Below are 26,136 nucleotides of genomic sequence, written 5' to 3'. Positions count from 1 at the left end.
TCGCCCGAAGTTCCCCTCGGAGACCGGCCGCCCCCAGAACATCCGGGCGAGCGCACCGACGATCCCGCCCTTGTACTGGCTCGGCCGGTTCAGCGGCCGCCGGCGCGGCCAGGTCGGCGGCCGGACCGCAGCGACGCCGGTCCCCCGTAGACCCCTTCGAGGTCGTCGGGTTCACCACTCCACCACGCAGCCCAGATCGCCATGCGATCGTGGATCTCAGCGAGTTCGGGGGGCGGCCACGCATCGGGCATCCAGATCGGCCCCCTTTCTCGTGCTCGGGAGCCTCGAGAGGCCAGGGTTCAGCAGGGACCGCGTCTTCGTGGGCTACATCTAGGCTGTCCAACGGAAAGCGAGACAGTGAGCTGTTTTCAACCTGCTGCGCCAACTGGCCAGTTGGGCTGACGGAAGAGCGAAGCTCCTGGTAGACGAGTTCACGACCAAGATCACTCGCCCGACTAGGAGCTTCGTTGTGCTTGTCTACCCATCCGGGATCGACCTGTCCAGCTCGCACCTGCGGTTCCTGACCCGGCTGCTCGCCGCGCACCGGTGTCGGCTGGGCACCCGCTGGCGGCGCCTGACCGCGCCACGTCAGGCCCTGCTGGTCCGCGCGCACTTGCGCTGCGGTGACACCTACACCCGGCTTGCCGCGGCGTTCGACATCGGCCTGGCCACGGTCTACCGCTACATCCGCGAGGCCGTGGACCTTCTGGCCACCGCGGCCCCCACGCTCCAGCAGGCCATGGAGCGGGCGGAGGCCAAGGCATACGTGATTCTGGACGGCACCCTGCTGCCCATCGACCGGATCGCCGCCGACCGGCCGTTCTATTCCGGCAAGCACAAGAAGCACGGCATGAACGTCCAAGTCCTGGCCGACCCGTTCGGCCGGCTGCTGTGGGCGTCGGCCGCCCTGCCCGGCGCAGTGCACGACCTCATGGCCGCCCGCACCCACGGCATCATCGACGCCCTGGCCGAGGCCGACCTGCCGTGCTGGGCCGACAAGGGCTACCAGGGCGCTGGCGGGACGGTCCGGGTGCCGTTCCGCGGCAAGCACCGCGACCTGTCCGCCGGGCAGCAGGCCGTTAACGTCGCCCACGCCAGCATCCGCGCCGTCGGCGAGCAAGCCATGGCCACCCTGAAGACCTGGCGCCTCCTGCGCAAACTTCGCTGTAGCACCACCGCATCACCCATCTCGTGCAGGCAGTCCTCACCCTTCATCTCGAACTAGCCTGAAGCGGGAAGTGGCCCCGCAAGCGTGGGGAACGACGAATATCGCAAGACAACCCGAAGGACCACGCTGAACAATGCCCAGGTGGACTTCGTGATCGACACCCCCCGAGTGGAGGACGCCCCAGCCCTTGCCCACACCCTCCTGGCGGCCTGGCTACTGACCTACCCCAACCAGGACGCAGGGATCGACGAGGCATGGATCCGGGCGCAGCGCGGCGACGTGGTCACCAGCGAGGGCATCGCCCAGTGGCGGGAGTTCATCGAGGAGGCTGAGCGCCGGCCCGCACATCTCTTTTGCCGTGTCGTGCGACAGGGGGACGAGATCATCGGCTTCCTGTGTGGGCGCCGCGACGAAGCGGTCAGTCTCGGACCGATGTACCTGCTGCCCCAAGCGCAGGGCCGAAGCATCGGACGCAACCTGATGACGGCGTTCCTCACCTGGGCCAACGACGCACCCATCCGCCTGTGGGTCACTGCTTACAACGAGCGGGCCATCAACTTCTACCAGCACTACGGGTTCGAAGACACCGGCGAGCGGCACCTGTGGCGAGGCAAGCTGCCGAACCTCCGCATGGCCCGGACCGGCCCGCCAGAACAACGAGAAGACCAGCCCTGATCGGGTTCACTCCGGCGCCTGGCACGCGAAGCGATCAACATCTTCACGTCTACCCACCGCAGGATGTGACGGTGTGTGGGTCCAGGACTTCTTTGACGCTGCGGCACCCGGACCTTCTTGACGGTTCACGCACATGGTTGACGATCCGTGCTCAATGCTCTCTGTGTGGCTGATACGACTGAGGGTGCAGACTTCGATGAGCGGCGATGGCGTGCGGAGCACCGGTACCGGGCGGTGCTGGAGGTGCTTGACGGGGCGTCAGTGACGCAGGTCGCGCGGCAGTACGGGGCTTCGCGGCATCCAGTGCACGAGTGGATGAAGCGGTTCGAGGCCGAGGGCGTCGAGGGCCTTGTTGAGCGGTCGCGGCGGCCGAAGACGTCGCCGACTCGGCTGCCGGCCGAGGTGGAGGCGTTGATCTGCGAGCTGCGGCGGGATCACCCGCGGTGGGGTCCTCGCCGGATCGCTCATGAGTTGGCTCGCCAGCGGGTTGGCGCCGGTGCCCGGCAGGACCACGGTCTACCGGGTCCTGGTGCGTAACGGCCTGGTCCAGCATCAGGAGCAGAATCACAGGCGCGTCTACCGGCGCTGGCAGCGGGACGCTCCGATGCAGCTGTGGCAGATGGACATCATGGGCGGGGTGTTCCTGGCCGACGGCCGGGAGTGCAAGCTCGTCACCGGAATCGACGACCACTCCCGATTCATCGTAATCGCCCAGGTCGTCGCCCAGCCCTCCGGCCGGGCGGTCTGCCAGGCGTTCACGGACGCGATGAGCCGCTACGGCGTTCCGTCGGAGGTGTTGTCGGACAATGGCAAGCAGTTCACGGGCCGGTTCACCAAACCGTTCCCGGCGGAGGTGATGTTCGAGCGGATCTGCCGGGAGAACGGCATCACCGCCCGTCTGACAAAGCCGCGATCACCGACCACGACGGGGAAGATCGAGCGGTGGCATAAGACCTTTCGCCGTGAGCTCTTGGACGCCGCCGGGCCGTTCGAGTTGATGCAGGCTGCCCAGCAGGCGGTCGACGCCTGGGTTCACGGCTACAACCACTCCCGGCCCCACCAGTCGCTCGACATGGCGACGCCCGCTGAGGCGTTCCGGCCGACCAGCGCGCACCTGCAACAGCCGACGCCCGCGCCCGCCGCCCCTGGCTCCGTCGACGAGCAGCGCCCGGCTGCACACCTCACGGCCGGGACGTTCTTCGAACCAGCGGTGGTGACGGCCGCTGAGCGGCATGACGGTGACGCGGTCGAGATCGACATGGTGATCTCGCCTGGTGGCCGGATCTGCCTGCCCGCCAACCAGCAATTCAAGTTCAGCCAGGCCCTCGTGGGACGGCCGGTGGCCGTCTGGGCAACCATCGCAGCATCCACGTAATCATGGACGGCGAGGTCGTCCGAACCCGCACCTCCCGGTTCAGCGCCGCCGACCTCGACCTCATGAGGCAGCGCTCCGACCGGCCGGCCCGCCCCGAACCCGCCGCATCAGCCCTTCCTGCCGGCGTGAAGCCCCCACTGGCGGCCAGATATCTCCCCGCTCTGGGTTGGTGTTCGGTCAGCTGAAGGGCTTCACTCCCTCCCCGGCGGTGGCCTCGGTAAGCCGGTAGCTGTCACCCTGGGTGACGACGATGTGGGCGTGGCGCATGAGCCGGTCGACCGTCGCGGTGGCCAGGGTCTTGGGCATGATTTCGTCGAAGCCGGACGGGTGGAGGTTCTGGAGACCGCGATCGAGCGCCGTTCGTAGGCGGCGCCGACCAGGCGGTAGAAGCCCTCGGCCGCGTCCGGGGAGACGGGCAGGAGCCCGATGTCGTCGACGATGATCAGGTCGGAGCGGATGATCTTCGCCAGGGCCCGGGCGATGGAGTCGTCCGCGCGGTGGCGGCGGACCAGGGCGCCGAGGTCCTCGATGGTGAACCAGGCGACGGCCAGGCCAGCCTCGACAGCGGTCTGGCCGAGGGCCTCGGTGAAGTGGCTTTGGCCCGTGCCCGAGGGCCCGCAGATGCAGAAATTCTCCCGCCGACCGACCCATTCCAGGGTCTTGAGTGCGTCCTGAGTGGCTCTGGGGATCGAGGACTTGGACTCCAGCCAGTCGCCGAAGGTCTTCCCGGTGGGGAATCCGGCTCGCTTGCGGCGGGTGTGCAGGTTGGCGCGGTCGCGTCCGGCGGCTTCCTCGGCGAGCAGGACGCGGACGACCTCGGCAGGATCCCACCGCTGGGCCTTCGCGGTGGGGATCAGATCGGCCAGCGCCCGTCGCAGGTGCGGGAGTTTGAGGCGCTTGGTGAGTTCGATGGCCTCGGCGAGCGGGTCGTCGTTGGTGCCGTGAACGGTGCGAAGAGGGTGGCCATCAGGCGAGATCGCTTTCGTTGTACCCGATGGTGTCGGGAGCGGTCCGGGCGGTGCCGAAGGTGGACCAGGCGGAGGTGCCCGGCTGAAGGGAGTGCTGTTCACTACGGCGGACCGGCTCGGCCTGGCCGTGGGCGGCCTGGTAGTCCAGGATCGACAGCAGGTCCTTGTCGGCGAAGCGGGCGGTGACCGCCGCGGTCCCCAGGGCGCGGTCGACTTCCGCTATGGAGTAGAGCTTTGACAGGGCGACGGCCTCGGCCATCTTCGCCTTGATCCGGCGGACTCCGGCGGCCGCCGCTTCCACGAGCCAGGACGCGGCGCCGGGGCCGAGCTGGAGGAACGCGGCCTCCTCGGCCGAGGTGGCCTTCGGTGTGCGGTCGGCCTCCTTGTTCTCGCGCGGCGGATAGTGCGTGTCCTGCAGCACCGGGCTGCCCGGAGTGCCGCGGCGATGACGAGCGACCTCATGGGCCGAGCCGTACTCGTCGACGGCGGTGACGATCAGTTCGTCTCCGTGGAAACGCGCCCAGACGCGGGTGTCGATCAGCTCGTGCGGGACCGAGTAGCGCACCCCCTCGACCGAGATCGTCGACTCCCAGTTCACCCGGCGGGTGGTGCCGAACGCCGCGGTGAACGGACGCCTGGGCAGCGGATGCAGCCGCTGCTGTTCCTCGGCCAGACGCTCGACGGGCTTGCGCCGAGTCGCCTTGTGAGTGCGGGAGTTGACCTCCTCGCAGAAGACACGGCAGGCCGCTTCCAGCTCGGCGAACGTCTTGTAGTGCTCGCGCAGGTTCACGTCCTTCGGCACCAGATCGGCTTTCGCGATCTTCACCGTCGACTCCGAGCCGCCCTTGGTCTCCGGATCCGCCGGCAGGCACGTCCGGACCGTCGTGCCGTAGTGCCGCGCGACCTCGACGATCTCCGGGTTTCGGACCGCGATCCCGGCGACGTGGTCGGTGGTGACCGTCTTCTCGTTGTCGGTCAGCACATAAGCCGGGATTCCGCCGATCCTGCGGAACGTCGCGTCCAGACACGCGGTGACCGTCGGCAGCGTCTTGTCCCAGATCGGGATCACAACGCGGAACCGGGACCAGGCCAGCCAGGCACAAAACAGCGTCGTCTTGCGGCTGCCGATCGTCGGCCCGTTACCGAAGTCATATTGCGACCAGAGCCCCGGCTCGGTCACCCACGGCCGATAGACCCGACGCCGACCAGCCCTGAACTGGTCCTTCGCCTCGGCCACGGTGCGGCGGGTGGTGCGCTCCCCGCCGGTGAAGCCCATCGCGACGATCCTCTTGTGGACCACGTCCGCGCGGATCCGCCCCTGAGAGCGGACCACCAGCTCCTCGATCTTCGGCAGATAGTCGTCGATCGCGCGAGCCCGGTGCCGGCGCTGTTCCGGATGCTGGCCGGCCGCCCGCATCTTCACATACCGGGCCACCGTGTGGTGGTCACACCCGGCCAACTCGGCCGCGGCACGGTAACTCCCCGTGAGGTCGTACGCCTCCAGGATCTCCATGATCTCCCTGCTGTTCTTCACCCGCCACAGCGTCGCCGAGCGGGACTACTCGGGGCGAGCGGGGAGATAACCGGCCGTACTCGGGGAAGCCCGTGGCCGCAAAATGCGCCGTAGATGGCCGCACGCGGGGAGCCTACGGTGGCCGCCGTCAGTTGACGTCGATGACCGTCAGGCCCCGGAGATGACGGGTCAGAGCAGCCCCGTAGGACCTAGTTCCCTCCACGCCGGCGCAGGCGCAGACCGCCGAAGGCTGCCGCGCGCTCGCCGAGGCCGGGTACGCGGCCCCAGGCGCGCCAGCTATTTCGCGGCCAGGTCCCAGTGAGAAGCCGAGCTCGGCGTCCTGGCGGCAGATGGCGCGGCACGTCCCATCTTGGTCGTGGGAGAATCACCCGCAAGGACACGAGCGTTCTTTTGACGGGTGGTGACCTCGTGGAGGCGGGTGCGCTGCTTGCGGGGCGGTACCGGCTTGACTCCCGGCTCGGGCGGGGCGGGATGGGTGAGGTCTGGTCGGCCTACGACCAGAGCCTGGACCGGCCGGTGGCGGTCAAACTCGTCCGGGTGCAGGCCGCCGACGACCCGAAGCTCAGAGCGCGACTGCATCGCGAGGCCCACGCCGCCGCGCGCTTACGGCACCGCGGGATCACCGTCGTCCACGACAACGGCGAACACGACGGCCATCCCTACCTCGTCATGGAGTTGCTGCAGGGCCGTGATTTCACCACGGTGGCGGCCGAACACGACGGCCGGCTGCCGGTTGCGGCCGCGGCGCGTTTGATGGCCCAGGTCGCCGCCGCGCTCGGTTACGCGCACCGCAACGGCGTCATCCACCGCGACATCAAACCCGCCAATCTGATGCTGCTGACCGACGGCCAGGTGAAGGTCTGCGACTTCGGGGTGGCCCGCTACGCCGAAGCGACCCAGATCACCCAGACGGGCGGCATGCTGGGGACTCCGGCGTTCATGCCTCCCGAGCAGTGGCGCGGCGACCCCGTCGACGCCCGCACCGACCTGTACGCCCTGGGAGCCACCCTGCACGCGCTGCTGTGCCGGCAGCCGCCCTTCGCAGGTCCCACCATGGCCGCGTTGATGCATCAGCACCTGACCGCTACGCCCCCGCGGCTGCGGAGGCTGCGGCCGGATGCTCCTGCCGCCCTGGAAGAGCTGCTCCAGCAGCTGCTGGCCAAAGACCCCGTCGAGCGGCCCCGCGACGCCGCCGTCGTCGCCGCCCGCCTCACACAGATCGCTTCGGCGTGCACCAGCACCAGCCCGGGCGTGCGCCCCCCTGGCACCCCACGGCTCCTCGCGGGCGTCGTGCGGTGGCTGGACGACAACCCCGCGCACATGCCCGCCCTCGGTACGGTCTGGAAGTCCTCCCTGTTGCTTGGCCTGCTGGGCGTCGTCCTCGCCCCCATCTTCGCCATCGCGCATATCAACGATCTCGGCGGCTGGCACTTCAGTGGGCTGCTCAACGCCCTGGTCGTCTTGCCGGTGATCTCCTACGTGATGGTGGTGGCCGCGACCTGGCTGATGTTCGGGATCATGATCGTGGTCCTCAGCCCGCTCATCGCCTGGACCAGGCTGCGAGGCCGATGAAGGCCCGGGCGGGTTCCACGCGCCGCTGAGGTCAGCCAAACATCACCGACCGCGACACCACCGCCGGCGCCCCATGCTGCGCAGGTGGAACTGCGTCAGCCCTCGACACCGGCTGCTGCCACGCCGCCTCTCTGCCAGACGGGAAGCAGGCCGGCCGACGGATTTCTGTCACCGCTCTTGCGCACTCGCGGTGTCGACTGGCCCCACGGCACGGCTGATGAACTTTTCTTGACCCATAGGACAAAAATTCGCTACGGTCCAGGCATGGGCAGGCCGAAGCAGTTCGAGCCGGACGTGGCGGTCGACCAGGCGATGCGGGTCTTCTGGCGCCAGGGGTACGCCGCAACAACACCGCAGGAACTGGCGCAGGAACTGGGCATCGGAAAAGGCAGTCTCTACAACGCCTTCACCAGCAAGCACCGCCTGTTCGAGATGGCGCTGCGCCGCTACGGCGAGATGCGGGTCGCGGCGCTCGAGGAGATCCTGGAACGGCCCGGTCCGGTGAAACCGCTGCTGCGAGCCGCTCTTGAGCGGGTTGCGGCGGTCCCCGACGACGTCCTGCGGCACGGCTGCCTGGCGGTCAACACCGCGGCCGAACTGGCCGGAAAGGACGAGATCGCCACCGAGGTGGTCTCCGCGGTCTTCTCCCGGATGGAGCGTGCCCTGCGCAGCGCGGTCGAGCGCGCGCGAGGCAAGGGGGAGATCGATGCCTCCTGCGACCCCGGCGGGGTCGCGGGAATGCTGCTGAGCGTGGTGGTCGGCATGAACGTGCTCGCCAAGACCGGAGGGGACCCGCGCCAGCGGCTCCGCACCGTCGACGCCGTCCTCGCGGCACTGTAAGGCGGGCGGCGCGCTCGTGGCACCGCCATGCCCGGATTCTGTACCCGTAGGCCAAAAATAGGAGTAGCAAGATCATGATCACTGTTGGATTCTTCGTGCGGATCGAGGCCAAGCCCGGGCACGAGGCGGCCGTGGAGGCCCAGTTGCGCGGAGCCCTGCCTACCGTCGACGCCGAGGACGACACCATCGTCTGGATGGCGCTGCGGCTGGGCCCCACCACCTATGCGGTCGTCGACGCCTTCCCACACGAGGAAGGCCGGCTGAGGCACCTGGAAGCCGGACGCGCGCGCCTGGCGGCCAACCCCGAGCACTTCGCCAAGCCGCCCGAACTGGTACGCACCGACGTCATCGCCGCCAAGATCCCCCCGATCGCATGACGGCCACAGGCGTGGCCGTGACGAAACGGTCGGGCCAGCCTCCGGGGTCACGCGCCGCCGGTCCCCATGCCGCCGGTTCCGGGGTCGCCGATCCCGGGGGGCGCCGGCCAGGTTTGTGAACCACATGGTTCACTTGTGAGATAGAGGAACAGTTCATCCGATCGGGAGGCGGGCATGCCTACATCTGTACAGCGGGAGAAGGTCCGGTTCGACAGCGCTGGCACGGAATGCGTGGCCTGGCACTATCCGAGCGTCAACGGCGCCTGCGTGGTGATGGCCGGCGGTTTCGCGGTGACCAAGGAGCCGGGGACCGACCTGTTCGCGCGCCGGTTCCACGAGGCCGGGTTCGGGGTGCTGGCCTTCGACTACCGGCACATCGGGGAGAGCGGCGGACAGCCCCGCCAGATCGCGCGCGTCCGCGAATACCTGCAGGACTGGCAGAACGCCGTCGCCTTCGCCGCGACCCTGCCGGGCGTCAACCCGGACCGGATCGCAGCCTGGGGGTTCTCACTGTCGGGCGGGCACCTGTTCCGCGTCGCCGCCCGCACCCCGCAACTCGCCGCCGTGGTCGCGCAGACACCGGCCGTCGGCGGATGGACGGCCTCGCGCGCCGCCACCCGCCACCAGAAGACGCTGCCGCTGCTGCGCTTCTTCGCCCGCGGCATCGCCGACGCCGCCGGCTGGCTCCTCGGCCGTCCACCCCGGATGGTGCCGCTGGCCGCTCCGCCAGGCGAACTGGCGATGCTGTCCACCCCCGACTCACTCGACGGCCCCCGCGCTCTGGACCCCGACGGGCGGCACACGACCTGGCGGCAGGAGATCGCCGCACGGTCTGCACTGCGGTTCGCGCTGTACCAGCCCGGGCGCCAGGCGTCACGCATCCGCTGCCCGGTCCAGGTGATGGTGTGCGAACACGACATGACCGCGCACCCGCCCTCGGCGATCCGCGTCGCCCACCGCACGCCCCGGGCAGAACTGGTCCAGATACCCGGCACCCACTACGCACCGTTCCTGAACGAGCACGACCGGGCCGTGCGGGAACAGATGTCGTTCCTGCACCGCCACCTGGCGGCCTCCACGCGAACGAACCAATCCGCGTCCACCCCGTCGTGAGAGGGCTGTCGCGCGGGCGCGGATGTGGATTGATCTTCATCCGAATCTCGTCCCGCGGCCGGATCCGCCCAACAGGAAGCAGCGTAGGTGTGGTTCTGCACAGCCTCCTGCAGGGCCTGGTTGGCGGGGATGAAGCGTTCAACATGTCCACGAACACCTGCCGGTCGTCGGCCTTGGCGGCCTCGACGCGGGCCGCGTCGGCCAGGTCGTCGGCCGGCGGCAGCTCCACTAGCGCGTGCTTGCCCGCCTTCAAGGCGCGCAGTGCGAAGTCGGCGTGCAGCTGTCGGGCAGGCAGATGTCGACCAGGTCGAAGTCATCGGTGAACGCGGTGCGCCCCGCCCTGGCCGGCACCACCAACTAAAGGCGGCGTCAGCGTTCTGTGGGCGGGCGGGGCGGGTCGGTGGCGAGTTGGTCGTTCATGGCGCCGCTCAGGTCGGTGAGGAAGGTCTGGAACTGTTCGAGCAGGGGGGGCGGGTAGGCGGACATGACGGTGTCGACGCGGTCTGCGAGGGGACCGAAGAATTCGTCGGCGAGGTGCTGGACGCGTCGGCTGCTGTGCAGGGTGACGATCCGCCGGTCGGCGTGCTCGCGGGTGCGCACGACGTGCCCGGCTTGCTCCAGGCGGTTCAGCAGGGCGGTGGTCGCGCCCGAGGACAGGGAGATGCGCTCGCTGAGCCGGGCCGGGGACAGCGGCAGACCGCGTTCCTCGGCGCCGAGAATCTCGATGAGGGCCTCGGCGTCGGTGGAGTGCAGACCCAGCCAGGTCGCGAACCTGCGGCTGAACTCCCGGTAGTTGGCCCCGTAGCCGCGCAGGCTCTCCAGCAGCCGCTCGTACTGCGGCTGAAGCGGCTCGCTCATGCGGTCTCCGTTCCTCCCCCGTCGTAGTCGTTTGACAACCTACCGCCGTCGAATTACCTTCATCATGAAGTTATTACACCATGGAGGTAATTGTGGGTGAGGCGTCGAACGTCCGCCGCTGGCTCGGGTTGATCGCCATCGCCCTCGGCGTGGCGCTGATCGTGGTGGACACCACGATCGTGAACGTGATCATCCCCTCGGTCATCGAGGATCTGGACGCCGGCTCCACGCAGGCGCAGTGGATCCAGGAGTCCTACGCCATCGTCTTCGCGGCGCTGCTGCTGGTGGTCGGGCGGGTCGCCGACATCGTCGGGGCCCGCCGCGTCTTCGTCGCCGGCGTCGTGGTCTTCGGCGCGACCAGCGTCCTGGCCGGGCTGGCCCCGGGCGGTGGCCCGCTCATCGTGGCCCGCTTCCTGCAGGGTGCGGGCGCGGCGATGCTGCTGCCGACGTCGCTGTCGCTGCTGAACGCCAACTTCACCGGCAAGGCGCGCGGTCAGGCCTTCGCGGTCTGGGGATCGACCATCGGCGCCGCCGCGGCCCTCGGGCCGCTGCTGGGCGGCTGGCTGGCCGAACACGCCTCCTGGCGGTGGGCGTTCGGCATCAACGTGCCCCTCGCTGTCGTCATCGTCTTCGGCGTCCTGGCCTGGATCGCGCCCTCGCCCCGCCCCGGCGGGCGCCTCGACGCCACCGGCGCTGCCCTGTCGGTGCTCGGCCTCGGGCTGCTGGCCTTCGGGCTGGTCGAGGGACGCACCTACGGCTGGATCCAGACCATCCATCCGCTGCAGATCGGCGGGTTCAGCTGGGACGGCGGGCTCTCACCCGTCCTGGCCGCCCTGATCGGCTCGGCCGTCGCGCTGGGGGCGTTCGTGTGGCGGCAGGCGGCCCTGCGCCGCGGCACCGACCCCGGCAAGGCGCTCATGGACCTCGGATTGTTCTCCAAGGCGTCCTTCCGCAACGGCAACATCGCCACCCTCATCATCGGGCTCGGAGAGTTCGGAATTGTGGCCGTCCTGCCGCTGTGGCTGCAGTTCACCCTCGGCCACAGCGCCCTGCAGTCCGGCTTGGCGCTGCTCCCGGTCGCCATCGGCAGCTTCATCGCCAGCGGCGCCAGTTTCGGCATGGCCGGCAAGGTCTCGGCGCTGGCGATGCTTCGCCTCGGCCTCGCCCTGGAGGCCGCCGGGCTGGGCGCGCTCGCCCTGTTCGCCTCCACCGGCAGTTCGTGGTGGTCGATCGCGCTGATCCTGTGCGTGTACGGCGCGGGCGTCGGGTTCGCGACCGCCCAGGTCACCAACGTGGTCCTCAACGCCATCCCCGAGAGCAGCACCGGACAGGCCTCCGGCGTCCAGAGCACCTTCCGCCAACTCGGCTCCGCCCTGGGCATCGCGGTCCTGACCACGGTGTTCTTCACCACCCTCAGCTCCCAGGTGCACGACGAACTCAAAGACACCGGCGTGGAAACGGCCCAAGTCGACCAGTACAGCCGCGCCATCACCGACAGCGCGGGCGCCGCCATCGAAGGGCTCGCCGCCCAACCCCAGACCCAGACCATCGCCGAAGCCGGCCGCACCGCCATGACCGACGGCATCACCCTGGGCGGCTACCTCGCCGCGGGCTTCGTCCTGCTCGGACTGACCGCCACCGTCCTCATCCCCAAGACCGAACCAGACGACCAGGCCACACCCAGGGCCCAAACCACCCACGTGTGACCCGAACACAACCGGCCCGCACCCGTCTCCCCGGCCCGCCGCCCGAACCGGCGAGACCCGCGGGAACGGCATCGTCGGCGAGCCCCCGTGTTCTTGACCAACGGCCTGTCGCCGCCCATGTGCGGGTTCGCCCAGGTGGGGTAGGTCGGCAGGGTGGTGGAGGTGGACTTTGCGGCAGTGTTCGATGAGCTGCCGGTGGCGTGCGCGCTGATCTCACCCGACCTGGTGTTCGTCGCGGTGAGCCGGGAGTACGAGCAGCTCGCGCGGTGTCCCCGGGACCAACTGGTCGGCCGGAACATCTTCCAAGCGCTGCCCGGCGACACCTCCGGCTCCAACGCCCGGCACTGGCGGGCCGCGCTGGAATGGGTCCTGGCCGAACGGCAGCCCTACGTCATGCCCTGGAACCGCTACGACCTGGCGGACCCGGACCGGCCGGGACACCATGAGAAGCGGTTCTGGAGCACCGTGAACGCGCCGCTGCTCGAACCGGACGGCCAAGTGAGGCTGATCATGCACCGGGTGGAGGACATCACCGCGTTCATCCAGGAACTGGGAGAGCCGCCGTCGACGACCGCCGTGCCCGCACGGTTCCTGGATCGAAGGCGAGATGTACGCCCGATCCAGCGAACTGCAGGAGGCCAACCGGCAACTACGGCACGCCCAGGCAGAGAAACACCAGGCGATCCAAGCGCTCCGCGAGACCCTCAAGCGGCAGCGCCAAGAGGTCGCCGACGCCTCCCACGACCTGCGCAACCCCCTCACCGGACTCCAAACCCGGCTGGAAGAGGCCCTGGCCGACCCCGACGTCGACTCGCACCGAGTCCTGCAAGCCGCCCTGCAAGACGCCGAACGCCTCGGCGACATCGTCTCCGACCTGCTGGAACTGGCCCGCCTGGACGCCGGCGCCCCCACCGACATCGAACCGCTGGAGATCTGCCAGCTGATCCGCGACCTGCTCGGGCAACGCCCCTGCCGCCACACCCTGGACATGCACCTGGACCATCCCGCCGTCGTGGACGGCTGCCGCTCCCGTCTGATCCGGCTGCTGGCCAACCTGCTCGCCAACGCCGAACGCCACGCCCGCACCCGCATCGAGGTCTCGGCCACCACCGAACACGATGACGCCACCGGGCAGCAGCAGGCGGTCGTAAAGATCACCGACGACGGCCCCGGCATCCCCGAAGGCGAACGCGAAACCGTCTTCCAGCGCTTCTACCGCCGCCCCGACGCCCGCCGCACCGACCCCCACGGCACCGGCCTCGGCCTGGCCATCGCCCGCCAGACCGCCGAAACCCACCACGGCACCCTGCACATCGCCGACCGTCCCACCGGAACCTGCATGGTCCTGCGCCTACCACTCAGCGCCCCCGCAGACCAAGGCCCGACCGACTAGAGCCACCGCGCCGGGCACCGCGCGGGAGCACCAGCCGCCAGACAAAGCACCGCAGCCGTCCCGCCGACATCGGTGGATCACTCGGTGCACCGTCAAGAGTCATCACCGCCTGGGCCCGGCTAGACCGGTGAGATGACCCGAGACCTGTCCGAGGGGTTCCATCGCACACCCGATTCTGGCACTGTGAGTGAACGACTCGTTGCTGATAGTGGCGCTCTTGGGTGAGGTGGCAGTGGGACGGATGCCGGGCGACTCCGAGGCGATCGGGTTGGGATGGCCGCCGTTGGCTCGTGCGCTGGTCAAGGTGCTCAGGGCCGGCGGATTGACCGCGACCGTGTGCGCGCACGGGGCGGTCCGGATCTACTTCCCAGCCGGGTCGCAGGGCGCCTGGCCGGACGCCCGGCGGGCGGGCGCACGAAGAGCCGGCGGTTGGCAGGAACTGTGGTGCCGCAGCCGAGAAGGCGGCGACCTGTGGTGGTTCTGGGCCTGGCCGGGATCCTTGTGCAACGTCCCGGAGTTGGAGCCGCTGTGCCGGGCCACCGACATCGCCACCGCGGCCGCTCGGGCCGTGCGGATACTTGGCCGCCCCTGACCGTCCGCCCGGCTGCTGCCACAGCCGGAGGAGCGATCTGATCGCCGTCCTGATCAACGCACGGCTGCGTCATACGCGATCTGAAGATCGCAAACGGTGCAGGTCACCCCGTCGACCCGGCCGGGTCCGGGCGCTGCCCGCCGAGTGGCCCGCCGAGTGGCTCGGCCGGTGGCGGCCGGGGCGCGTCCTGAGCCGCCGCCATCGCCGCCACCGGTGCAGCCCTCATCACCCAGGCACTCAGCCCCGCCTTCGGCAAAGGAACGAACGGCGCACTCACCACCATCAGCGCGGCTACAGCAGCCGGAGCCGTCCTCTACGTTCTCACCGCGCACCTGCTGCGACTCAGCGAGCTCAAAGAACTCACATCGATGATCTGGCCCAAATGACCTCGGCCAAACGGCTTGTGCACACGACTTCGGACCTTTGTGCAGACGACTTCGGAAATCGACAGTCGCATTTCCCCGACCCGTCGGCGGGGACACCCGCCCATGCGTCGGTCGGCGGGGCCGCCGGGTCCGTTGCCGTGGCGGTGGACCGGTTCGTCGACGCCATCCCGGTCGCCACGACCCGATCGAGCTACGCCGAGACCCTCGCGCACCTGGTCGCGGCCGCCGGTCCCGGGCATCCGGTCGCAGCGCTGGAGCCCGAGCAATACGCCGCGGCCACTGACACCGGGCCCGGCTGGCACCTGATCGCCGACAGCGACGAGTTCCAGGTCCACCCGCTCCCGCTGACCGACCAGATCGCCGCAGCCGAGGCCGACGGTCGGCTGGTGGTCGGCGGGGTGCTGCTGGACCGCGTCACCGCCGACGGGCGCCTCACCGGCTGGCCCCTGACCCGGCCAGTGGCCCGGTCGCCGCGCCGCTCAGTCGTCTGATCCGCGCTCGCGATGGGACCATTGCCTGGTGGCCGAAGACGTGGTGACCTCTGTCAAGGATCCGCGGGTCGTTCAGGCGCGCGCGCTGCAGACCCGCACTCAGCGCATCGCCGCCGGGCGCTGCGTTCTCGAGGGCCGTTCCCTGATCGAACAGGTTCGTGCGGCCGAGGCCCGGCTCGAGGTGGTGCTGCGCGCGCAAGGGGCCGATACGGCGGAGGACGACGAGCTCGCAGAGCGGCTGCACCAGGGGGAGGTCGCTGTCCACCGTGTCCGCGACGGCGTTTTGCGGCAGGTGGCCGGCGCCTCTCGCGCGGTCTCCTGGCTGGCCGTCGCACCGCTACCCGCCGCGGTCGACCCGCACCTTCCCTGGGGCGAGTTCGCGCTGGTCTGTGATGGCGTGGCCGACCCCGGCAACCTGGGCACCATCGTGCGAAGCGCCCGCGCTCTCGGAGTAGACGATGTCGTGCTGACAGATCTCGACACCGACCTCAGTTCGCGACGCGTGCTTGACGCCTCTCGAGGCTCGGTCCTGGACACTCGTGTCCGGCGCTTCTCCTCCCCCCGGCACATGGTGGCAGGCCTGCGCGAGGCCGGATTCCAGATCGTGGCCACCAGCCCGCAGGGTAGCCATGTGCAAGGACTCGCACCACTGGACGGCCGCCCCGTTGCGCTCGTGGTCGGCGGCGAGACCGCTGGCGTCAGCCGGGAGGTCATGGATGCCGCCGATCTGCTGGTCACCATCCCCATGGCCGGGCAGGTGGAATCGCTCAACGTCGGGGTGGCGGCCGGGATCTCGATGTACGAACTTCGAACCAGGATGGTGCTCACCGTGCTCACCGAACGCATCCGCGGCAGCCTCGGCCGCGATATCTCGCTCACCGGCCGGCTGATCAGGGACGCCTTCGACCATGCCCTGCGCGAGGCGGCAGGCCTCTCCTCTGCCCAGCTGACCGCTGTAATGGTGGTCGCCGCCGAGAAGCGGACTCCGGCCGCGGAACTCCGCCGCGACCTGGGCGTTGGATCTGACGAACTGGACGCCCTGATCGCCCCGTTGAACGAACGCGGCTGGCTCGCCCCAGATGGGGACGGTTACACCTGCACCCCCGCAGGCGAACAGGCTCTAGCCGCCCTCTGGCCGATCCACCAGCAGATCGAACAGAGCCTCCTGGAGGACCTCTCCCCGGACGAACGCATCAGCCTCCGGCAGCTGCTGAGCCGAGTTCAGCACAACGCCACCGCACTACTCCAGCAGCGGTGAGCACCCACTCACTGTTGGAGGTTCCCCAGGGCTGTCCCTGCCGAAAACCTCGTCCGTCCAGGTCAAGAGCTCACCGACGGCACCTCCGGACAGACCGCCTGGATCGTCCCTGACACCACCCAGTTGCACCCCAGCATCGACCAGGCCGCCTGCCACCGCCGCGGCGGTCTGGTGCTCCCGATGCGTGCACTAACCGACGGCTTCTTCAACCGGTACTTCCCAACCCCGTGCCGTGTGCACCAGCAGAACGGGCCCGTATCGGCCGGTGTCGTCGGCGGCGGTGATGGGTTCGGTGAGCCGTACCGTGAACCCGAACCCGGCGGCGATCAGGACGTCGGCGATCGCACTGAGCATCACCGAGGCGATGCGGTGGTGGGCGGCGCCGTCGGGCCCGGGCCACGTCCGCAGGTACTGGACGTCCAGGGAGTGGAAGACCTCGACCTTGTCACCGCGGCCACGGAGCCGGAACCCGCCGCCTGCCAGGCTTGCGGCCTCGCAGGGCGCCTTCGCCAGATCAGCGCCCTTGACTCCGGCAGCACTCAGCGCCGCCTCTACGGCGTCGGACAGTTCCCAGCCCGCCGGGGTGTAGAAGCCCATGACGACCAACGGTAGGCGCCCGATCGCGATCCCCCAGACACACACCGACCACATCATCCCGGGGCGGAGACGCCGGACCCGTGTACGACCTGCGTCCACCCGGGGCGCCGGCGCTGGCCCAAGTTCTGACGACCACCGTGGCCGCAGGGGCGATGGCGGCGATCTTCCCGGCCCCTATGGTGGGTCGCATTCGTTGGAGATCGCTGAAGGAGCCCGTCATGACCAGAACGCTCAGCCCGCCCGCTGGAGCTCCGGCCGCTGGCCCGGTGCCGGCGGCCGTGGCCGGGGAGGTGAGCAGGTGTAGCTGCTGGCCCGAACTGGAGGGCGTCGCCGCCCGCCTGGAGTCCTTCGCCAAGCTGATGTTCAGCAAGGCCAGCCGTTCATGCGAGTCCCTGATCTCCGTCGTACTGCTCACCGCGCCCGGGGACAGACACCGACCGTGACTGCCTGCACCAGACCGGTGTGAGCAGGGACGGGCGCGCCTGCCGCCGACGGCAACGTCCGACCCTGCCCGAGGCCCCAGGCGATCGTCGAACGCCTCCAGCGCTGCCTGCTCTCCGCTCTGCCTCAGGGCCGACCACCTGCAGAACGCCGGCCGCTACACCGGCTCCGTCAGGTCGGCGGCGACTGGGACGACAGCTCCTCACTCTCCAGGTGAGGCCGCCCTGGTCATCGGTGACGTCACCGGCCACGACCTGCACGGCGCCGTCGCCCCGAGCCAGGCGCGCAATATGCTGCGCGGCGTCGCCTGCGCCCACCAAGGCCCGCTCGGCCGGGGGGCTGCCGCAACAGCGCACGACTGCCCGTGCACTGCGTCTGTGATGGGCCACGACGCCAGCCGGTTGTGGCCGCCGGCGTCCGGTCAGGAGCCGCTGTGCTGGGTGAGATAGTCGATGTAGAAGGGCCTGAGCGCATTGGCGACCTCACCCTGGCCCGCGTGGGTCAACTCCTGCAGCAGCGAGAGGCCGTGCAAGAGGTCGAACTCGGCGCGGTCGAACTGACCGGTGGCCGCGACCGCGGCGGGTATGGCCCGCAGCAGTTCCCACACGAACGCGATGTCGTTGCGGTCCTTGGCCAGGTCGACCGCCTGGTCGTGCAGTTGCTTGGACGACAGGGTCGACAACTCGTCCGCATTCGCGCGCTCGGGCGTCACATCCACCACAATCGCACTCTACCCAAACGCGGCCATATCCAGGCATCGCGTCACTTCGAGAGCGCGGGGTACGAGCAGCCCAAACGGCGATGGGAGACGACACGGCGCCGGAGTGGCCAACCTGGGGCCTCATTGCCCCCGGGGCTCGCAGAGATGGTGAATGAGGCGGTGTCGGTGTCGGCGAGGGGCTGCTGCGTGCGCTCGGCGGAGCGACGCATTCGGCCGAGTCTCCGGGGCCGGTCGACCGATACAGGACCGTGGGGTGAGCACTCGGCGCGGTGCTTTTGAGAGCGGATGGAGAGCAGGGGCGGCAAGACGCTGCTATTGACTTGTGCGTCTCGGCTGGTGGGTGACCTTCGGGTGGTTTGGACCTCGCGGGACGGATGATACTTGACCTGCAGTATCGTCATTGGTCGTGGAATGCTAGAGGATCCGCGACCGGGCGGTGGGCGGCGGTCATGGGCGGTTCGATGAGTATGGCGTATGAGTTTCTAGTGCCGTATCAAGCAACGTTCGCCCTGTTGCGGTGACGCGCCGTCTGGGTGCTGGCCCCGGCGGTATATCACGGTCAGTCTGTGCGGGTGGCAGAACGGGTGCGGGTCCGTGAGATCGATGAGGACGAAGGCCGTCGGTTGTTGCGGATCATCCGCAGGGGGCCGGTTCGGTGGTGACCTGGCGGCGAGCGCAGATGGTGCTGCTGTCCGCCCAGGGCATGAGCGTGAACAAGATCGCCGAGGTTACATTCACCAGTCCCGGCCGGGTCCGGGATGTGATCCATAACTTCAACGCCGATGGCTTCGATTCGCTGTGTCCCAAGTACAAGGGCGGGCGGCCGAAGAAGTTCACCCTGCCCGAACGTCGGGAGTTCAAGAAGATCGCCAAGTCCGCCGAGCACGGCCTGCCGTTTTCGACCTGGAGCCTGGCCAAGCTGGCCGACTTCCTGGTCGCCGAGGGGGTGGTCGAAGACATCAGCCACGAGGGCCTGCGCATCCTGCCCGCGAGGAAGGTGTCTCATTTCAACGCGTGAAGACCTGGAAGACCTCACGTGATCCGGACTACGCCGCCAAAAGGCGCGCGTCGAGCACCTGTATGCGATCGCCGACGGACAGGTCATCCCCGATCGCGGCGAGCCCGAGGTGGTGTTGTGCATGGATGAGTTCGGTCCGCTCAACCTCCAGCCCCACCCCGACCGCCACTGGGCCGGACACGGCGGCCGTCACAAGGACCCCGGCCGCGAACCCAGGCCCCGTCGGCGGGCGACCTACACCCGCCCTCACGGGGTCCGGCACCTGTTCGCCGCCTACGACCTGGGCAGGGACAAACTTTATGGGCACGTCAAGAAGACCAAGAACCGGTCGAAGTTCCTGGAATTCTGCCGCTACCTGCGCAGCCTCTACCCACCAAAGACACGTATCGAGATCGTGTGCGACAACTACTCCCCGCACCTGACCACCAAGCGGTGCCGCCGGGTCGAGGACTGGGCCGAAGCCAACAACGTCGAGATCGCCTACACCCCGACCAACTCCTCATGGCTCAACCGGATCGAGGCCCAGTTCACCGCCCTGCGCTACTTCGCCCTCGACGGCACTGACCATGCAAGCCACAAGGAACAAGGCAGCATGATCCGCCGCTACATCATCTGGCGGAACAAACACGCCACTGACGAACACCTACGCAAAATCGTCAACAAGGCGAACGTCGCCTAATACGTGCTAGCGTGACCAGAACTCCAAAAGGTTTTCCCGGTTGGGCAGGTAACTCTCTTCGTCGGAATGCCATCTTATGAAACGACTGACGGCGGATCGTTCTTCACGAGACAATGAGGCAACGAAACGATCGAGCAGTTGCACGTCCTGGCTCTCGCGAGGTGTGAGTACTACGACAGTCCATCCGGCCGGATCATCAACTGGTTCTTCTCCGACGAGAGCGTGCCATGCGATCGCGAGGAAGTAATACCAGAAAGCTTCGGGCCGCAAGAAATGGAGATCAAGACGGATCTGCTGGAGGTCGTGGGCGGTCACGTCCTCCCAGGTCTTGCCAGACAGTACACACTGTACGTCCTCGGCCAACGGGTGAATCTCGTAGACCAGGGGTTCGCTCGGACGGTCCCGTGACTCGAACGCGGCTCGCACTTGATTCCAGATCTCCTCTCGTTCATGACGCTCGGTTAGCTCCTCAAGCTCGTCTTCGTTCATGTTTCCTCACTTACGGAAACACCAGCATACGCACGCATTTGGTGCGGCAGTCATCGATCGAATTCTGGGCACCAGCGATACCACTCGCGGCCAAGGTACGTGTCGCGAGCTGACGCCGGGGCGTGCGATGCCGTCATCGCAACAGGGCAAACGCTCCATGATGCGGCACTAGCGGGCGCCCGCCTGCGCTTGGCGCTCTCGCTCATTTCAGATCGGCCTTCCCATCGCTGTCCAGGTCGGTGAAGGACAGAGCGTAGCCAAAGCGGCTCACTCCCAATCGAGGGTGTAGCAGCTGGGTCTGAAGCCGCCGGTCTCGAGCAGTGACGAGTTCGCGTCAATCCGGCTTCCCGGCCGCGCCCTCGTACACCGCGCAAGAGCCGGTTACCTGAGCAGGGGCGCGAGGTAACCGCCCTCGGCGTCGAGTAGGTCCGTGAGTAGGCGGCTCGGGCGCCAGTCCTCGACCCGTTCTTCTGCGCTGTCATGGGCGAGCCAGATGTCAAGGTCGCGGAGTTGGTCGAGGGCCGCGGCGCCGTGGATGAGCGCGCGACCATGAATCGGATCCATGTGACGAGCGGCGATCTCCAGCGCGGCTGCGCCTGCTTCCGAGTCCTCGTGTTGGCCTTCCTCGGATACGCGGGCCTCGCATACCAGTCGGCATAGGTCGAGCTCGACCGGACCGAGCACGGCGAACTCAAAGTCCAGCAGGGCGATGACCTCGCCGTCCCATAGCGCGTTCATCAGGGCGAGGTCGCCGTGGTTGACACACTGCTCGACGAAGGGTGCAGTCCGAAAGCAGCCCTCAATGATTTCGTGGAGCCGCGACTGCTGGGCGCTGGACAGTCCGAGCGCAACGGCGGCGCGTCCAGCTGCCGCGGTGGCATCGCCGAGCGTGGCCGGGACGAAGCCCCCGTGCGATGCGACGTACGTCCTGAGAGACGGGCTCGCCTCGTGCGCGATGTGGGCCCGAGTCCACAATTGACGGATCGACTGTTGCTGCTCCGCAGGCGTCAGCGTCGGCCATGCCTCGTGCAGGTTCTGGCCGCGAACTTCTTTGGTCACGATCCAGCCGTGGCCTTCGGTAGTGCCCTCCCCGAGTATCTCTGGGTGCCCGACCTCTCTTGGTAGAGCACGCACGAGCGCGCCCTCGCGAGCCATGTCGACGGGGGTGTGCGCGATCCGCACGGCGATGCCGTCACCGACCCATGTCGCGTTCGAGTACCCGTTTGCTCGCCGCATCCGTCTGAGTTCGCCGCCAAAGTGGGCGGCCAACTCGGCGGCCAACTCTCGGACGCGGGCTGCGTCGGACGGGTCGCGGTACCGGTCGAGCGGATGGGTGTCCGCGCTGCGCTCAGGCGTCATGTGAAGCATCATCCACGGGCGTGTAGGGCTTTTCCCGGGAAGGGTTCATTGCAGTGTCTTCGCAGGTGAGTACGTAGCCGTCGTCGCGTAGGTGGCCGGCGCGTCGGCGCCGGGTAGGAGTCGGGATCTCCGGACGATGGAAGCTCTCACACTGCCCCACACGGAAGACCTCGACGTGCCCAACGCTCCCCTTCAGGCGGGCTTCGCCTGCCCTGATCTGACCGACTTCTGCCGCCTCGACGAGTTCGGCCTCCTCGTCACTGGCCAGCGCATCCAACTCGACCGTGCTGTGCTCTCCTGTTCGATTTGTCGAACCCGACCAGTGGTGCCGACGCTGCGGCTGCGAAGGCACTCCGCGCGACACCGTGGTAGAGCGTCCAGGCGCGCGCGATGCTGCCGGGTGGCAGGCCGCCGTCCTCGGTGTGCACACCTGATTTCGCGCTGGAAGGGCTGCGAACCGGCGGGTGCTGATGAACCACGCCCTGGTCTTCGCCGTCCTGCATCGCTAACCGGCCTCCGATCACCAGAACATGGGAAACAACGCGAACGGTAGCGCGCGTTCTGGCCGCGTAGCTCCACGGCGCCCTCCCCATAGCGTCTCTTGCCGGGCCGCGGCTCGGCCGACGCCTCGCCCCAGGCGTGCTCGGGGAAGGCCCCCGATGACCTCACTCAGCGATCGCCTCCCGCCGCTGCTATCGGTCGGCGCAGGTCGAGATTGCGCTGGTGGGAGACTGGCGGCCCGGCCGCCGCCGAGGAGATCGCTGTAGTGGAGGAGCTCACTCACCGCCCCAGCCGCGCCCACCGCGCCGAGCTCGACATCCGTCTCTCGCCGACCGGCGCTTCGGGCCACGGCAGGGCACCCTCGCGAACACAAGTGGGTGCTCGCAGGGCGTGGATCACAGGCTGGGGGCGGCTAGTCTAGTGGCAGCAGGGGGACTCCGAAACCGCGGTAGTCCCCCGGCTGTGCGGTAGCAATCTCCCAGCCGGTCAGCAGCGCCACCGTCACCGCGTGCAGAACGGGCCATCCCCCAGCGGGCCAGAGCCGGGCGGCCATCCGGCCGGTCTCGTCGGCGGCGACCCGGTCCAGTGCCGGAACCTCGACAGCGGCGAGCTGGGCCAGGTGAACCGACATCTCCGGGCGCTGCCTCACCGCCGCCGCCAGGCACACCGCCGGCACCGACACCACGAAGTAGGGGTCGGTGTGCGCGGCGTGCACCAGTGTCGACAGCGCCCGGTGGCCCCGCCCCAACGCCAGGACGGCATGGTGATCGAAAACGATGCCGTCGTTCACGCGGCCGAGGCCGCCCGCCGAGCCGAGGCCCGCGCCTTGACCCCGGCGAGCATCTCCTGGCCTGCGGCGAGCTCGGCGTCGGTGAGCTCCTCACCTCCCAGCAGGTGCTCGGCCAGGTAGGTGCGAGCGTGCTCGGCGTTCCGCTCACGCGCGACCCGCGCCGCCAGCGTTTCGGAGATCAGAGCCGACAAGGACGGCGCCTTGCCCGCCGCGACCAGGTCGCGGGCGCCCGCCAGAACGTCGGCGGGAACGGTCGCTGAGATTGCCTCGGTCCGCGATGCCTCACCCATGACCAACGATGCTATCGGATGCTATGGCATCGCGCATCGCCGTACGCCGGGATCCCGGAGTGTTTGGCAGGGCCGACGAGGTCCCACCTCTGGCCGATCCGAAGACGGCCGAAGGCATCACCCAAGGTCGGCCCGGGCCCGTTCGGGGTGCCAGGCGCGGGAACACTCATCGGCGGGTCCTCTAGGACGCCTAAGCTTGCGCGGGTGACGGCAACGATGGGTGACATCGAGAAAGCGGCTGGTGTCTTGCGTGCCGGGGGCCTGGTGGCCTTCCCGACCGAGACCGTCTACGGTCTGGGCGCCAACGCCGAGGATCCGGCCGCAGTCACGCGCATCTTCCAGATCAAGGGACGGCCGCCCTCTCACCCGCTGATCGTCCACCTCGGCGGCGCGGAGCAGTTGGACGACTGGGTCGCCGACGTGCCGGCACCGGCGCGGCTGCTGGCCGAACGGTTCTGGCCGGGGCCGCTCACGCTGGTGTTGCCGCGCAGCAGCCGGGTGCCTCTCCAAGCCACGGGCGGACTGGAGACGGTGGCCGTGCGGGTACCGGACCATCCCGTCGCGCTCGCGCTGCTGTCGGCCTTCGGCGGCGGTGTCACCGCCCCATCGGCCAACCGTTTCGGCCAGGTCAGCCCCACAACGGCGAGCCATGTGCGGGCCGAGTTCGGGGAGGACGCCGGGTTCGTGCTGGACGGCGGTGCCTGCCGGGTCGGTGTCGAGTCGACCATCGTGGACGCGACCGGGGATGTGCCGAGCATCCTGCGGCCCGGCGGAGTGACACGCGAGGATCTCCAGGAGGTGCTGGGACACCCGCTGGAGGTCCCGGCGGCCGCTCGGGTCCGGGTGCCGGGCCAGCATCCGTCGCATTATGCGCCGCGGGCCCGGGTCGTCCTGGTCGACCCCGAGCAGGTCATCGTCCAAGCCGAACTCGCCCAGGAGCAGGGGCACCGGGTGGGCGTCCTTGTGCCCCCGTCCTTGGCCGGCGCGCCCGTGAAGGCCCACGCCATGGTGGCGGTCCCCGGTTCGATGGCCGCCCATGCGCGCGGGCTGTATGGATTCCTGCGCGAACTCGACCAGCAGGGCTGCGACCTCGTCCTCGCCTGCTTGCCGGAGGAGAGGGGACTGGGGTTGGCGATCGCCAACCGGCTCCGCCGCGCCGCAGGACCCCGCACCACCGCGTGACCGGCCTCCACCGGGCTGGATAGTGTTGTGCCCGCCCAGCCCGGCCACAGGAGCCGCTTTCTCCTGATCAGCGTACCCTGCGCGCTCGCGCTGCGCCGCCCGGCGCTGGCCGAGAGGATCCAACCGTGCTGATGGCCGACCTGCGCGAGGGCCCGCAGTTCGGTTACACCGCCGATGCGCGGCCGCTGTGGACCGAGCGGGACTGGGCGGCCGAGCAGATCCGTATCGTGCTTCGAGATGCGGGATGCCCGCAGGCACCGGCGAATGGCGGGTTCACCGTGGACAGCACCCACCCCTGCAACACCGACCCTTGTGCCGCTGGCTCCTGCTACCTGGTGTCGGTCTGCGGCGACATTGACGATCCGGCCCGCCCGGCCCGGGCTCTGGCGCGCGCCGCCGCGGTCCTGGCCGGCGCGGGCTACCGGACCGAACACCGCCCGTGCCGCGAGACGCGGCTGCGGGTCTGGCCGCCGACCGACCAGATCCCGGTCGTCGCGGTCACCCGCAGCGCGAGCCGCCATTGCCGGCGCTGCGCGCAGATGATGACCGCCGTGGAGTACGCCGCCTGTACCGGCTACGGCTGGGCCGGACGGTGCTCCCGCTGCCAGGCCGAGCACCTCGACCACGCCGCGGCCGAGCAGAGCCGCGCTGAGGACGTTGCCGGGTAGGCAGGCGGCGGGACCGTCTTGGGCGGACCACCGCGAATGGGCGGACACTTTCGAATCGGGAGAGACAGGGCAAGGTGGACGAGATGGCGGACCAGCAGGAAGGGGCGGCCGAGGCGCTCGAGGAGGCATGGGAAGCCGCCGACTTGGCGCTGCGGCAGGTCACCGGGTGGTGCGAGGCGATCGGTGAGAACGCCACCCGCCGAATCGGCGAGCTGGCCACCACAGGACCGGAGATGGCGCATCTGCAGGCCTTGTCGGTCCGCGGCCGACTGGCCGACGCGGTGCGCAAACTTCAAGGCGCGGCCGAGGAGTTCCGGCAGGTCCGAACCTGAGGCCAGGCGCCCGGCCCGCCTGATCGGGACACCGGGTGAGCCGGGCACCAGGCGGCCAGGGGCGGGTGGTCAGGAGCGAGTGGTCAGGGCAGGGCGGGGATCGCAGTGTCCAGGCCGCGGGCCGCAATGATCTCCGCGCCGCCGTCGGCCAGGCGGTAGCGAAGGCCGACCACCGCGGTCTGCCGGGCGGTGACCTTGTCGGCCAGGAGGCGGGAGCGGTCCAGCAGCAGGTCGACGGTGTGCCGGATGTGCTCGGCGAGGATCTGCTCCGGCTCGATGCGTCCGGCGGCCCGCGCGGCCAGCACGCTGGGAGTGACCCGCTCGACGACGTCGCGGACGTACCCGGCCGGTGCCATGCCGTCCTCCAGCGCGGCGCACGCCGCGCCGATCGCGCCGCAGGAGTCGTGGCCGAGCACCACCACCAGCGGGCAGCCCAGAAGGTCCACGCCGTACTCGATGCTGCCCAGCACCTCCGGCCCCATGACCTGGCCCGCGGTACGCACCACGAACAGGTCGCCCAGACCGCGGTCGAAGATGATCTCCGCGGCCAGCCGGGAATCGGAACACCCGAACAGCACCGCGAACGGCTGCTGGGCCGGAGCGACCTCGGCGCGGCGGGCCGCGTCCTGGTTCGGATGCTGCGGGGTGCCCGCGACGAAACGCCGGTTGCCTGCCAGCAGCAATTCCAGAGCCTCATGGGGCGTCGGGGTCTTGATCTCGGTCATGGCCCGCAGCCTACGAGCCGCCCGGAACCACCGAACCG

General features: G+C 69.1%; 26 protein-coding genes and 5 pseudogenes. 19 read left to right on the top strand and 12 right to left on the bottom strand.

Features of this window, described 5'->3' with window-relative positions; translation table 11 throughout:
- Nucleotides 1–469: 469 nt before the first annotated feature.
- From J4709_RS11395 to J4709_RS11380, 3 genes and pseudogenes are all read left to right on the top strand, one after another.
- Nucleotides 470–1,230 (top strand): annotated as a pseudogene (locus tag J4709_RS11395) (transposase family protein).
- Between the two features lie 79 nt (nt 1,231–1,309).
- Complete coding sequence (locus tag J4709_RS11390) at nt 1,310–1,843, top strand: GNAT family N-acetyltransferase (protein WP_208239922.1); 534 nt, start codon at nt 1,310–1,312, stop codon at nt 1,841–1,843.
- 165 nt (nt 1,844–2,008) lie between these two features.
- Nucleotides 2,009–3,331 (top strand): annotated as a pseudogene (locus J4709_RS11380) (IS481 family transposase); the annotation flags it as partial.
- Nucleotides 3,332–3,395: 64 nt separating this feature from the next.
- Here the strand turns inward: J4709_RS11380 and istB are convergent.
- Together istB and istA are read right to left on the bottom strand one after the other, a co-directional pair.
- Nucleotides 3,396–4,195, bottom strand: a pseudogene (gene istB, locus J4709_RS11375) (IS21-like element helper ATPase IstB).
- Complete coding sequence (gene istA / locus J4709_RS11370) at nt 4,185–5,720, bottom strand: IS21 family transposase (RefSeq protein ID WP_208239916.1); 1,536 nt, start codon at nt 5,718–5,720, stop codon at nt 4,185–4,187. Before istA ends, istB begins: the two are co-directional and overlap by 11 nt.
- Before the next feature lie 297 nt (nt 5,721–6,017).
- On the opposite strand from istA, the gene J4709_RS11365 reads away from it, so the two are divergent.
- The 4 genes from J4709_RS11365 (at nt 6,018) to J4709_RS11350 (ending at nt 9,622) form a co-directional block, all read left to right on the top strand.
- Complete coding sequence (locus J4709_RS11365) at nt 6,018–7,292, top strand: serine/threonine-protein kinase (protein WP_307801161.1); 1,275 nt, start codon at nt 6,018–6,020, stop codon at nt 7,290–7,292.
- A 264-nt stretch (nt 7,293–7,556) separates the two neighbouring features.
- Entirely contained in the window at nt 7,557–8,132 is a 576-nt protein-coding gene (locus tag J4709_RS11360) for a TetR/AcrR family transcriptional regulator (RefSeq protein WP_208239912.1), read from the top strand.
- Between the two features lie 74 nt (nt 8,133–8,206).
- Nucleotides 8,207–8,509 (top strand): putative quinol monooxygenase, encoded by a 303-nt coding sequence (locus tag J4709_RS11355; protein WP_208239910.1) that lies wholly within the window; start codon nt 8,207–8,209, stop codon nt 8,507–8,509.
- 174 nt (nt 8,510–8,683) lie between these two features.
- Entirely contained in the window at nt 8,684–9,622 is a 939-nt protein-coding gene (locus J4709_RS11350) for an alpha/beta hydrolase (RefSeq protein WP_208239908.1), read from the top strand.
- Between the two features lie 369 nt (nt 9,623–9,991).
- On the opposite strand, the gene J4709_RS11345 is transcribed toward J4709_RS11350, so the two are convergent.
- Nucleotides 9,992–10,480, bottom strand: coding sequence for a MarR family winged helix-turn-helix transcriptional regulator (locus J4709_RS11345; RefSeq protein ID WP_208239906.1), 489 nt, complete (start codon nt 10,478–10,480; stop codon nt 9,992–9,994).
- A 92-nt stretch (nt 10,481–10,572) separates the two neighbouring features.
- On the opposite strand from J4709_RS11345, the gene J4709_RS11340 reads away from it, so the two are divergent.
- The 5 genes and pseudogenes from J4709_RS11340 to J4709_RS11320 all read left to right on the top strand — a co-directional run bounded on the left by J4709_RS11340 (nt 10,573) and on the right by J4709_RS11320 (nt 16,306).
- Nucleotides 10,573–12,186, top strand: coding sequence for a DHA2 family efflux MFS transporter permease subunit (locus tag J4709_RS11340; protein ID WP_307801160.1), 1,614 nt, complete (start codon nt 10,573–10,575; stop codon nt 12,184–12,186).
- Between the two features lie 153 nt (nt 12,187–12,339).
- Nucleotides 12,340–12,714, top strand: a pseudogene (locus J4709_RS56115) (PAS domain-containing protein); the annotation flags it as partial.
- 79 nt (nt 12,715–12,793) lie between these two features.
- On the top strand, nt 12,794–13,579 hold the full coding sequence (locus J4709_RS11330; RefSeq protein WP_208239902.1) for a sensor histidine kinase: 786 nt from the start codon (nt 12,794–12,796) through the stop codon (nt 13,577–13,579).
- Between the two features lie 1,115 nt (nt 13,580–14,694).
- The gene (locus tag J4709_RS11325; RefSeq protein ID WP_208239900.1) at nt 14,695–15,048 is read left to right on the top strand and encodes a hypothetical protein; all 354 of its coding nucleotides are present in this window, start codon (nt 14,695–14,697) and stop codon (nt 15,046–15,048) included.
- A gap of 28 nt (nt 15,049–15,076) precedes the next feature.
- Nucleotides 15,077–16,306, top strand: a complete 1,230-nt coding sequence (locus J4709_RS11320) for a TrmH family RNA methyltransferase (RefSeq protein ID WP_208239898.1) — start codon at nt 15,077–15,079, stop codon at nt 16,304–16,306.
- A 189-nt stretch (nt 16,307–16,495) separates the two neighbouring features.
- Here J4709_RS11320 and J4709_RS11315 read toward each other — a convergent pair whose 3' ends face one another.
- On the bottom strand, nt 16,496–16,903 hold the full coding sequence (locus J4709_RS11315) for a hypothetical protein (protein ID WP_208239897.1): 408 nt from the start codon (nt 16,901–16,903) through the stop codon (nt 16,496–16,498).
- A gap of 443 nt (nt 16,904–17,346) precedes the next feature.
- Here J4709_RS11315 and J4709_RS56390 point away from each other — a divergent pair, with 443 nt between their 5' ends.
- Nucleotides 17,347–17,793 (top strand): SpoIIE family protein phosphatase, encoded by a 447-nt coding sequence (locus tag J4709_RS56390; protein WP_504740135.1) that lies wholly within the window; start codon nt 17,347–17,349, stop codon nt 17,791–17,793.
- On the opposite strand, the gene J4709_RS11305 is transcribed toward J4709_RS56390, so the two are convergent.
- Nucleotides 17,766–18,065 carry a hypothetical protein gene (locus tag J4709_RS11305; RefSeq protein ID WP_307801159.1) on the bottom strand — a complete coding sequence of 100 codons (300 nt, stop codon included), beginning with the start codon at nt 18,063–18,065 and terminating at the stop codon, nt 17,766–17,768. The two genes, J4709_RS56390 and J4709_RS11305, sit on opposite strands and share 28 nt — an antisense overlap.
- 679 nt (nt 18,066–18,744) lie before the next feature.
- Here J4709_RS11305 and J4709_RS11300 point away from each other — a divergent pair.
- On the top strand, nt 18,745–19,083 hold the full coding sequence (locus J4709_RS11300) for a helix-turn-helix domain-containing protein (protein WP_208239895.1): 339 nt from the start codon (nt 18,745–18,747) through the stop codon (nt 19,081–19,083).
- A 121-nt stretch (nt 19,084–19,204) separates the two neighbouring features.
- Nucleotides 19,205–19,762 carry a transposase gene (locus J4709_RS11295; protein ID WP_208239893.1) on the top strand — a complete coding sequence of 186 codons (558 nt, stop codon included), beginning with the start codon at nt 19,205–19,207 and terminating at the stop codon, nt 19,760–19,762.
- A 6-nt stretch (nt 19,763–19,768) separates the two neighbouring features.
- Here the strand turns inward: J4709_RS11295 and J4709_RS11290 are convergent, their stop codons facing one another.
- The 4 genes from J4709_RS11290 to J4709_RS11280 form a co-directional block, all read right to left on the bottom strand.
- Nucleotides 19,769–20,251: a DUF6714 family protein gene (locus J4709_RS11290; RefSeq protein ID WP_208239891.1), complete on the bottom strand. Its 483-nt coding sequence runs from the start codon at nt 20,249–20,251 to the stop codon at nt 19,769–19,771.
- Nucleotides 20,252–20,453: 202 nt separating this feature from the next.
- On the bottom strand, nt 20,454–20,522 hold the full coding sequence (locus J4709_RS56110) for an FG-GAP repeat protein (RefSeq protein WP_372442061.1): 69 nt from the start codon (nt 20,520–20,522) through the stop codon (nt 20,454–20,456).
- Nucleotides 20,523–20,632: 110 nt separating this feature from the next.
- Entirely contained in the window at nt 20,633–21,610 is a 978-nt protein-coding gene (locus J4709_RS11285) for a phosphotransferase family protein (protein ID WP_208239888.1), read from the bottom strand.
- Nucleotides 21,600–21,887 (bottom strand): hypothetical protein, encoded by a 288-nt coding sequence (locus J4709_RS11280; RefSeq protein WP_208240005.1) that lies wholly within the window; start codon nt 21,885–21,887, stop codon nt 21,600–21,602. Before J4709_RS11280 ends, J4709_RS11285 begins: the two co-directional genes overlap by 11 nt.
- Here J4709_RS11280 and J4709_RS11275 point away from each other — a divergent pair.
- Nucleotides 21,786–22,035 (top strand): annotated as a pseudogene (locus tag J4709_RS11275) (ISL3 family transposase); the annotation flags it as partial. The gene J4709_RS11280 and the pseudogene J4709_RS11275 sit on opposite strands and share 102 nt — an antisense overlap.
- 488 nt (nt 22,036–22,523) lie before the next feature.
- Here the strand turns inward: J4709_RS11275 and J4709_RS11270 are convergent.
- Nucleotides 22,524–22,901: a PIN domain-containing protein gene (locus J4709_RS11270; protein WP_208239880.1), complete on the bottom strand. Its 378-nt coding sequence runs from the start codon at nt 22,899–22,901 to the stop codon at nt 22,524–22,526.
- Nucleotides 22,898–23,191 carry a hypothetical protein gene (locus tag J4709_RS11265; protein ID WP_208239878.1) on the bottom strand — a complete coding sequence of 98 codons (294 nt, stop codon included), beginning with the start codon at nt 23,189–23,191 and terminating at the stop codon, nt 22,898–22,900. The genes J4709_RS11270 and J4709_RS11265 overlap by 4 nt, the downstream gene beginning before the upstream one ends.
- Before the next feature lie 204 nt (nt 23,192–23,395).
- Here J4709_RS11265 and J4709_RS11260 point away from each other — a divergent pair, with 204 nt between their 5' ends.
- The 3 genes from J4709_RS11260 to J4709_RS11250 all read left to right on the top strand — a co-directional run bounded on the left by J4709_RS11260 (nt 23,396) and on the right by J4709_RS11250 (nt 25,373).
- A complete protein-coding gene (locus J4709_RS11260; RefSeq protein ID WP_307801158.1) occupies nt 23,396–24,373 on the top strand; it encodes an L-threonylcarbamoyladenylate synthase in 978 nt (325 codons plus the stop codon).
- 125 nt (nt 24,374–24,498) lie between these two features.
- The gene (locus J4709_RS11255) at nt 24,499–25,041 is read left to right on the top strand and encodes a hypothetical protein (protein WP_208239876.1); all 543 of its coding nucleotides are present in this window, start codon (nt 24,499–24,501) and stop codon (nt 25,039–25,041) included.
- 83 nt (nt 25,042–25,124) lie between these two features.
- Nucleotides 25,125–25,373: a hypothetical protein gene (locus J4709_RS11250; RefSeq protein WP_208239874.1), complete on the top strand. Its 249-nt coding sequence runs from the start codon at nt 25,125–25,127 to the stop codon at nt 25,371–25,373.
- Nucleotides 25,374–25,456: 83 nt separating this feature from the next.
- Here J4709_RS11250 and J4709_RS11245 read toward each other — a convergent pair whose 3' ends face one another.
- Nucleotides 25,457–26,098, bottom strand: a complete 642-nt coding sequence (locus J4709_RS11245; protein WP_208239872.1) for a carbonic anhydrase — start codon at nt 26,096–26,098, stop codon at nt 25,457–25,459.
- Nucleotides 26,099–26,136: the final 38 nt, after the last annotated feature.

The sequence above is a fragment of the Actinomadura violacea genome, from assembly GCF_017573465.1.
GTDB lineage: Bacteria > Actinomycetota > Actinomycetes > Streptosporangiales > Streptosporangiaceae > Spirillospora > Spirillospora violacea.
This window is presented reverse-complemented; position numbering and strand designations above follow the sequence as displayed.

What these genes read in the sequence shown, in the direction of transcription:
- J4709_RS11360 (WP_208239912.1), top strand. Translation starts at nt 7,557, where the DNA reads ATGGGCAGGCCGAAGCAGTTCGAGCCGGACGTGGCGGTCGACCAGGCG.
- J4709_RS11355 (WP_208239910.1), top strand. Translation starts at nt 8,207, where the DNA reads ATGATCACTGTTGGATTCTTCGTGCGGATCGAGGCCAAGCCCGGGCAC.
- J4709_RS11350 (WP_208239908.1), top strand. Translation starts at nt 8,684, where the DNA reads ATGCCTACATCTGTACAGCGGGAGAAGGTCCGGTTCGACAGCGCTGGC.
- J4709_RS11345 (WP_208239906.1), bottom strand. Translation starts at nt 10,480, where the DNA reads ATGAGCGAGCCGCTTCAGCCGCAGTACGAGCGGCTGCTGGAGAGCCTG.
- J4709_RS11330 (WP_208239902.1), top strand. Translation starts at nt 12,794, where the DNA reads ATGTACGCCCGATCCAGCGAACTGCAGGAGGCCAACCGGCAACTACGG.
- J4709_RS11315 (WP_208239897.1), bottom strand. Translation starts at nt 16,903, where the DNA reads ATGGGCTTCTACACCCCGGCGGGCTGGGAACTGTCCGACGCCGTAGAG.
- J4709_RS11300 (WP_208239895.1), top strand. Translation starts at nt 18,745, where the DNA reads ATGGTGCTGCTGTCCGCCCAGGGCATGAGCGTGAACAAGATCGCCGAG.
- J4709_RS11295 (WP_208239893.1), top strand. Translation starts at nt 19,205, where the DNA reads ATGGATGAGTTCGGTCCGCTCAACCTCCAGCCCCACCCCGACCGCCAC.
- J4709_RS11290 (WP_208239891.1), bottom strand. Translation starts at nt 20,251, where the DNA reads ATGAACGAAGACGAGCTTGAGGAGCTAACCGAGCGTCATGAACGAGAG.
- J4709_RS11285 (WP_208239888.1), bottom strand. Translation starts at nt 21,610, where the DNA reads ATGACGCCTGAGCGCAGCGCGGACACCCATCCGCTCGACCGGTACCGC.
- J4709_RS11265 (WP_208239878.1), bottom strand. Translation starts at nt 23,191, where the DNA reads ATGGGTGAGGCATCGCGGACCGAGGCAATCTCAGCGACCGTTCCCGCC.
- J4709_RS11250 (WP_208239874.1), top strand. Translation starts at nt 25,125, where the DNA reads ATGGCGGACCAGCAGGAAGGGGCGGCCGAGGCGCTCGAGGAGGCATGG.
- J4709_RS11245 (WP_208239872.1), bottom strand. Translation starts at nt 26,098, where the DNA reads ATGACCGAGATCAAGACCCCGACGCCCCATGAGGCTCTGGAATTGCTG.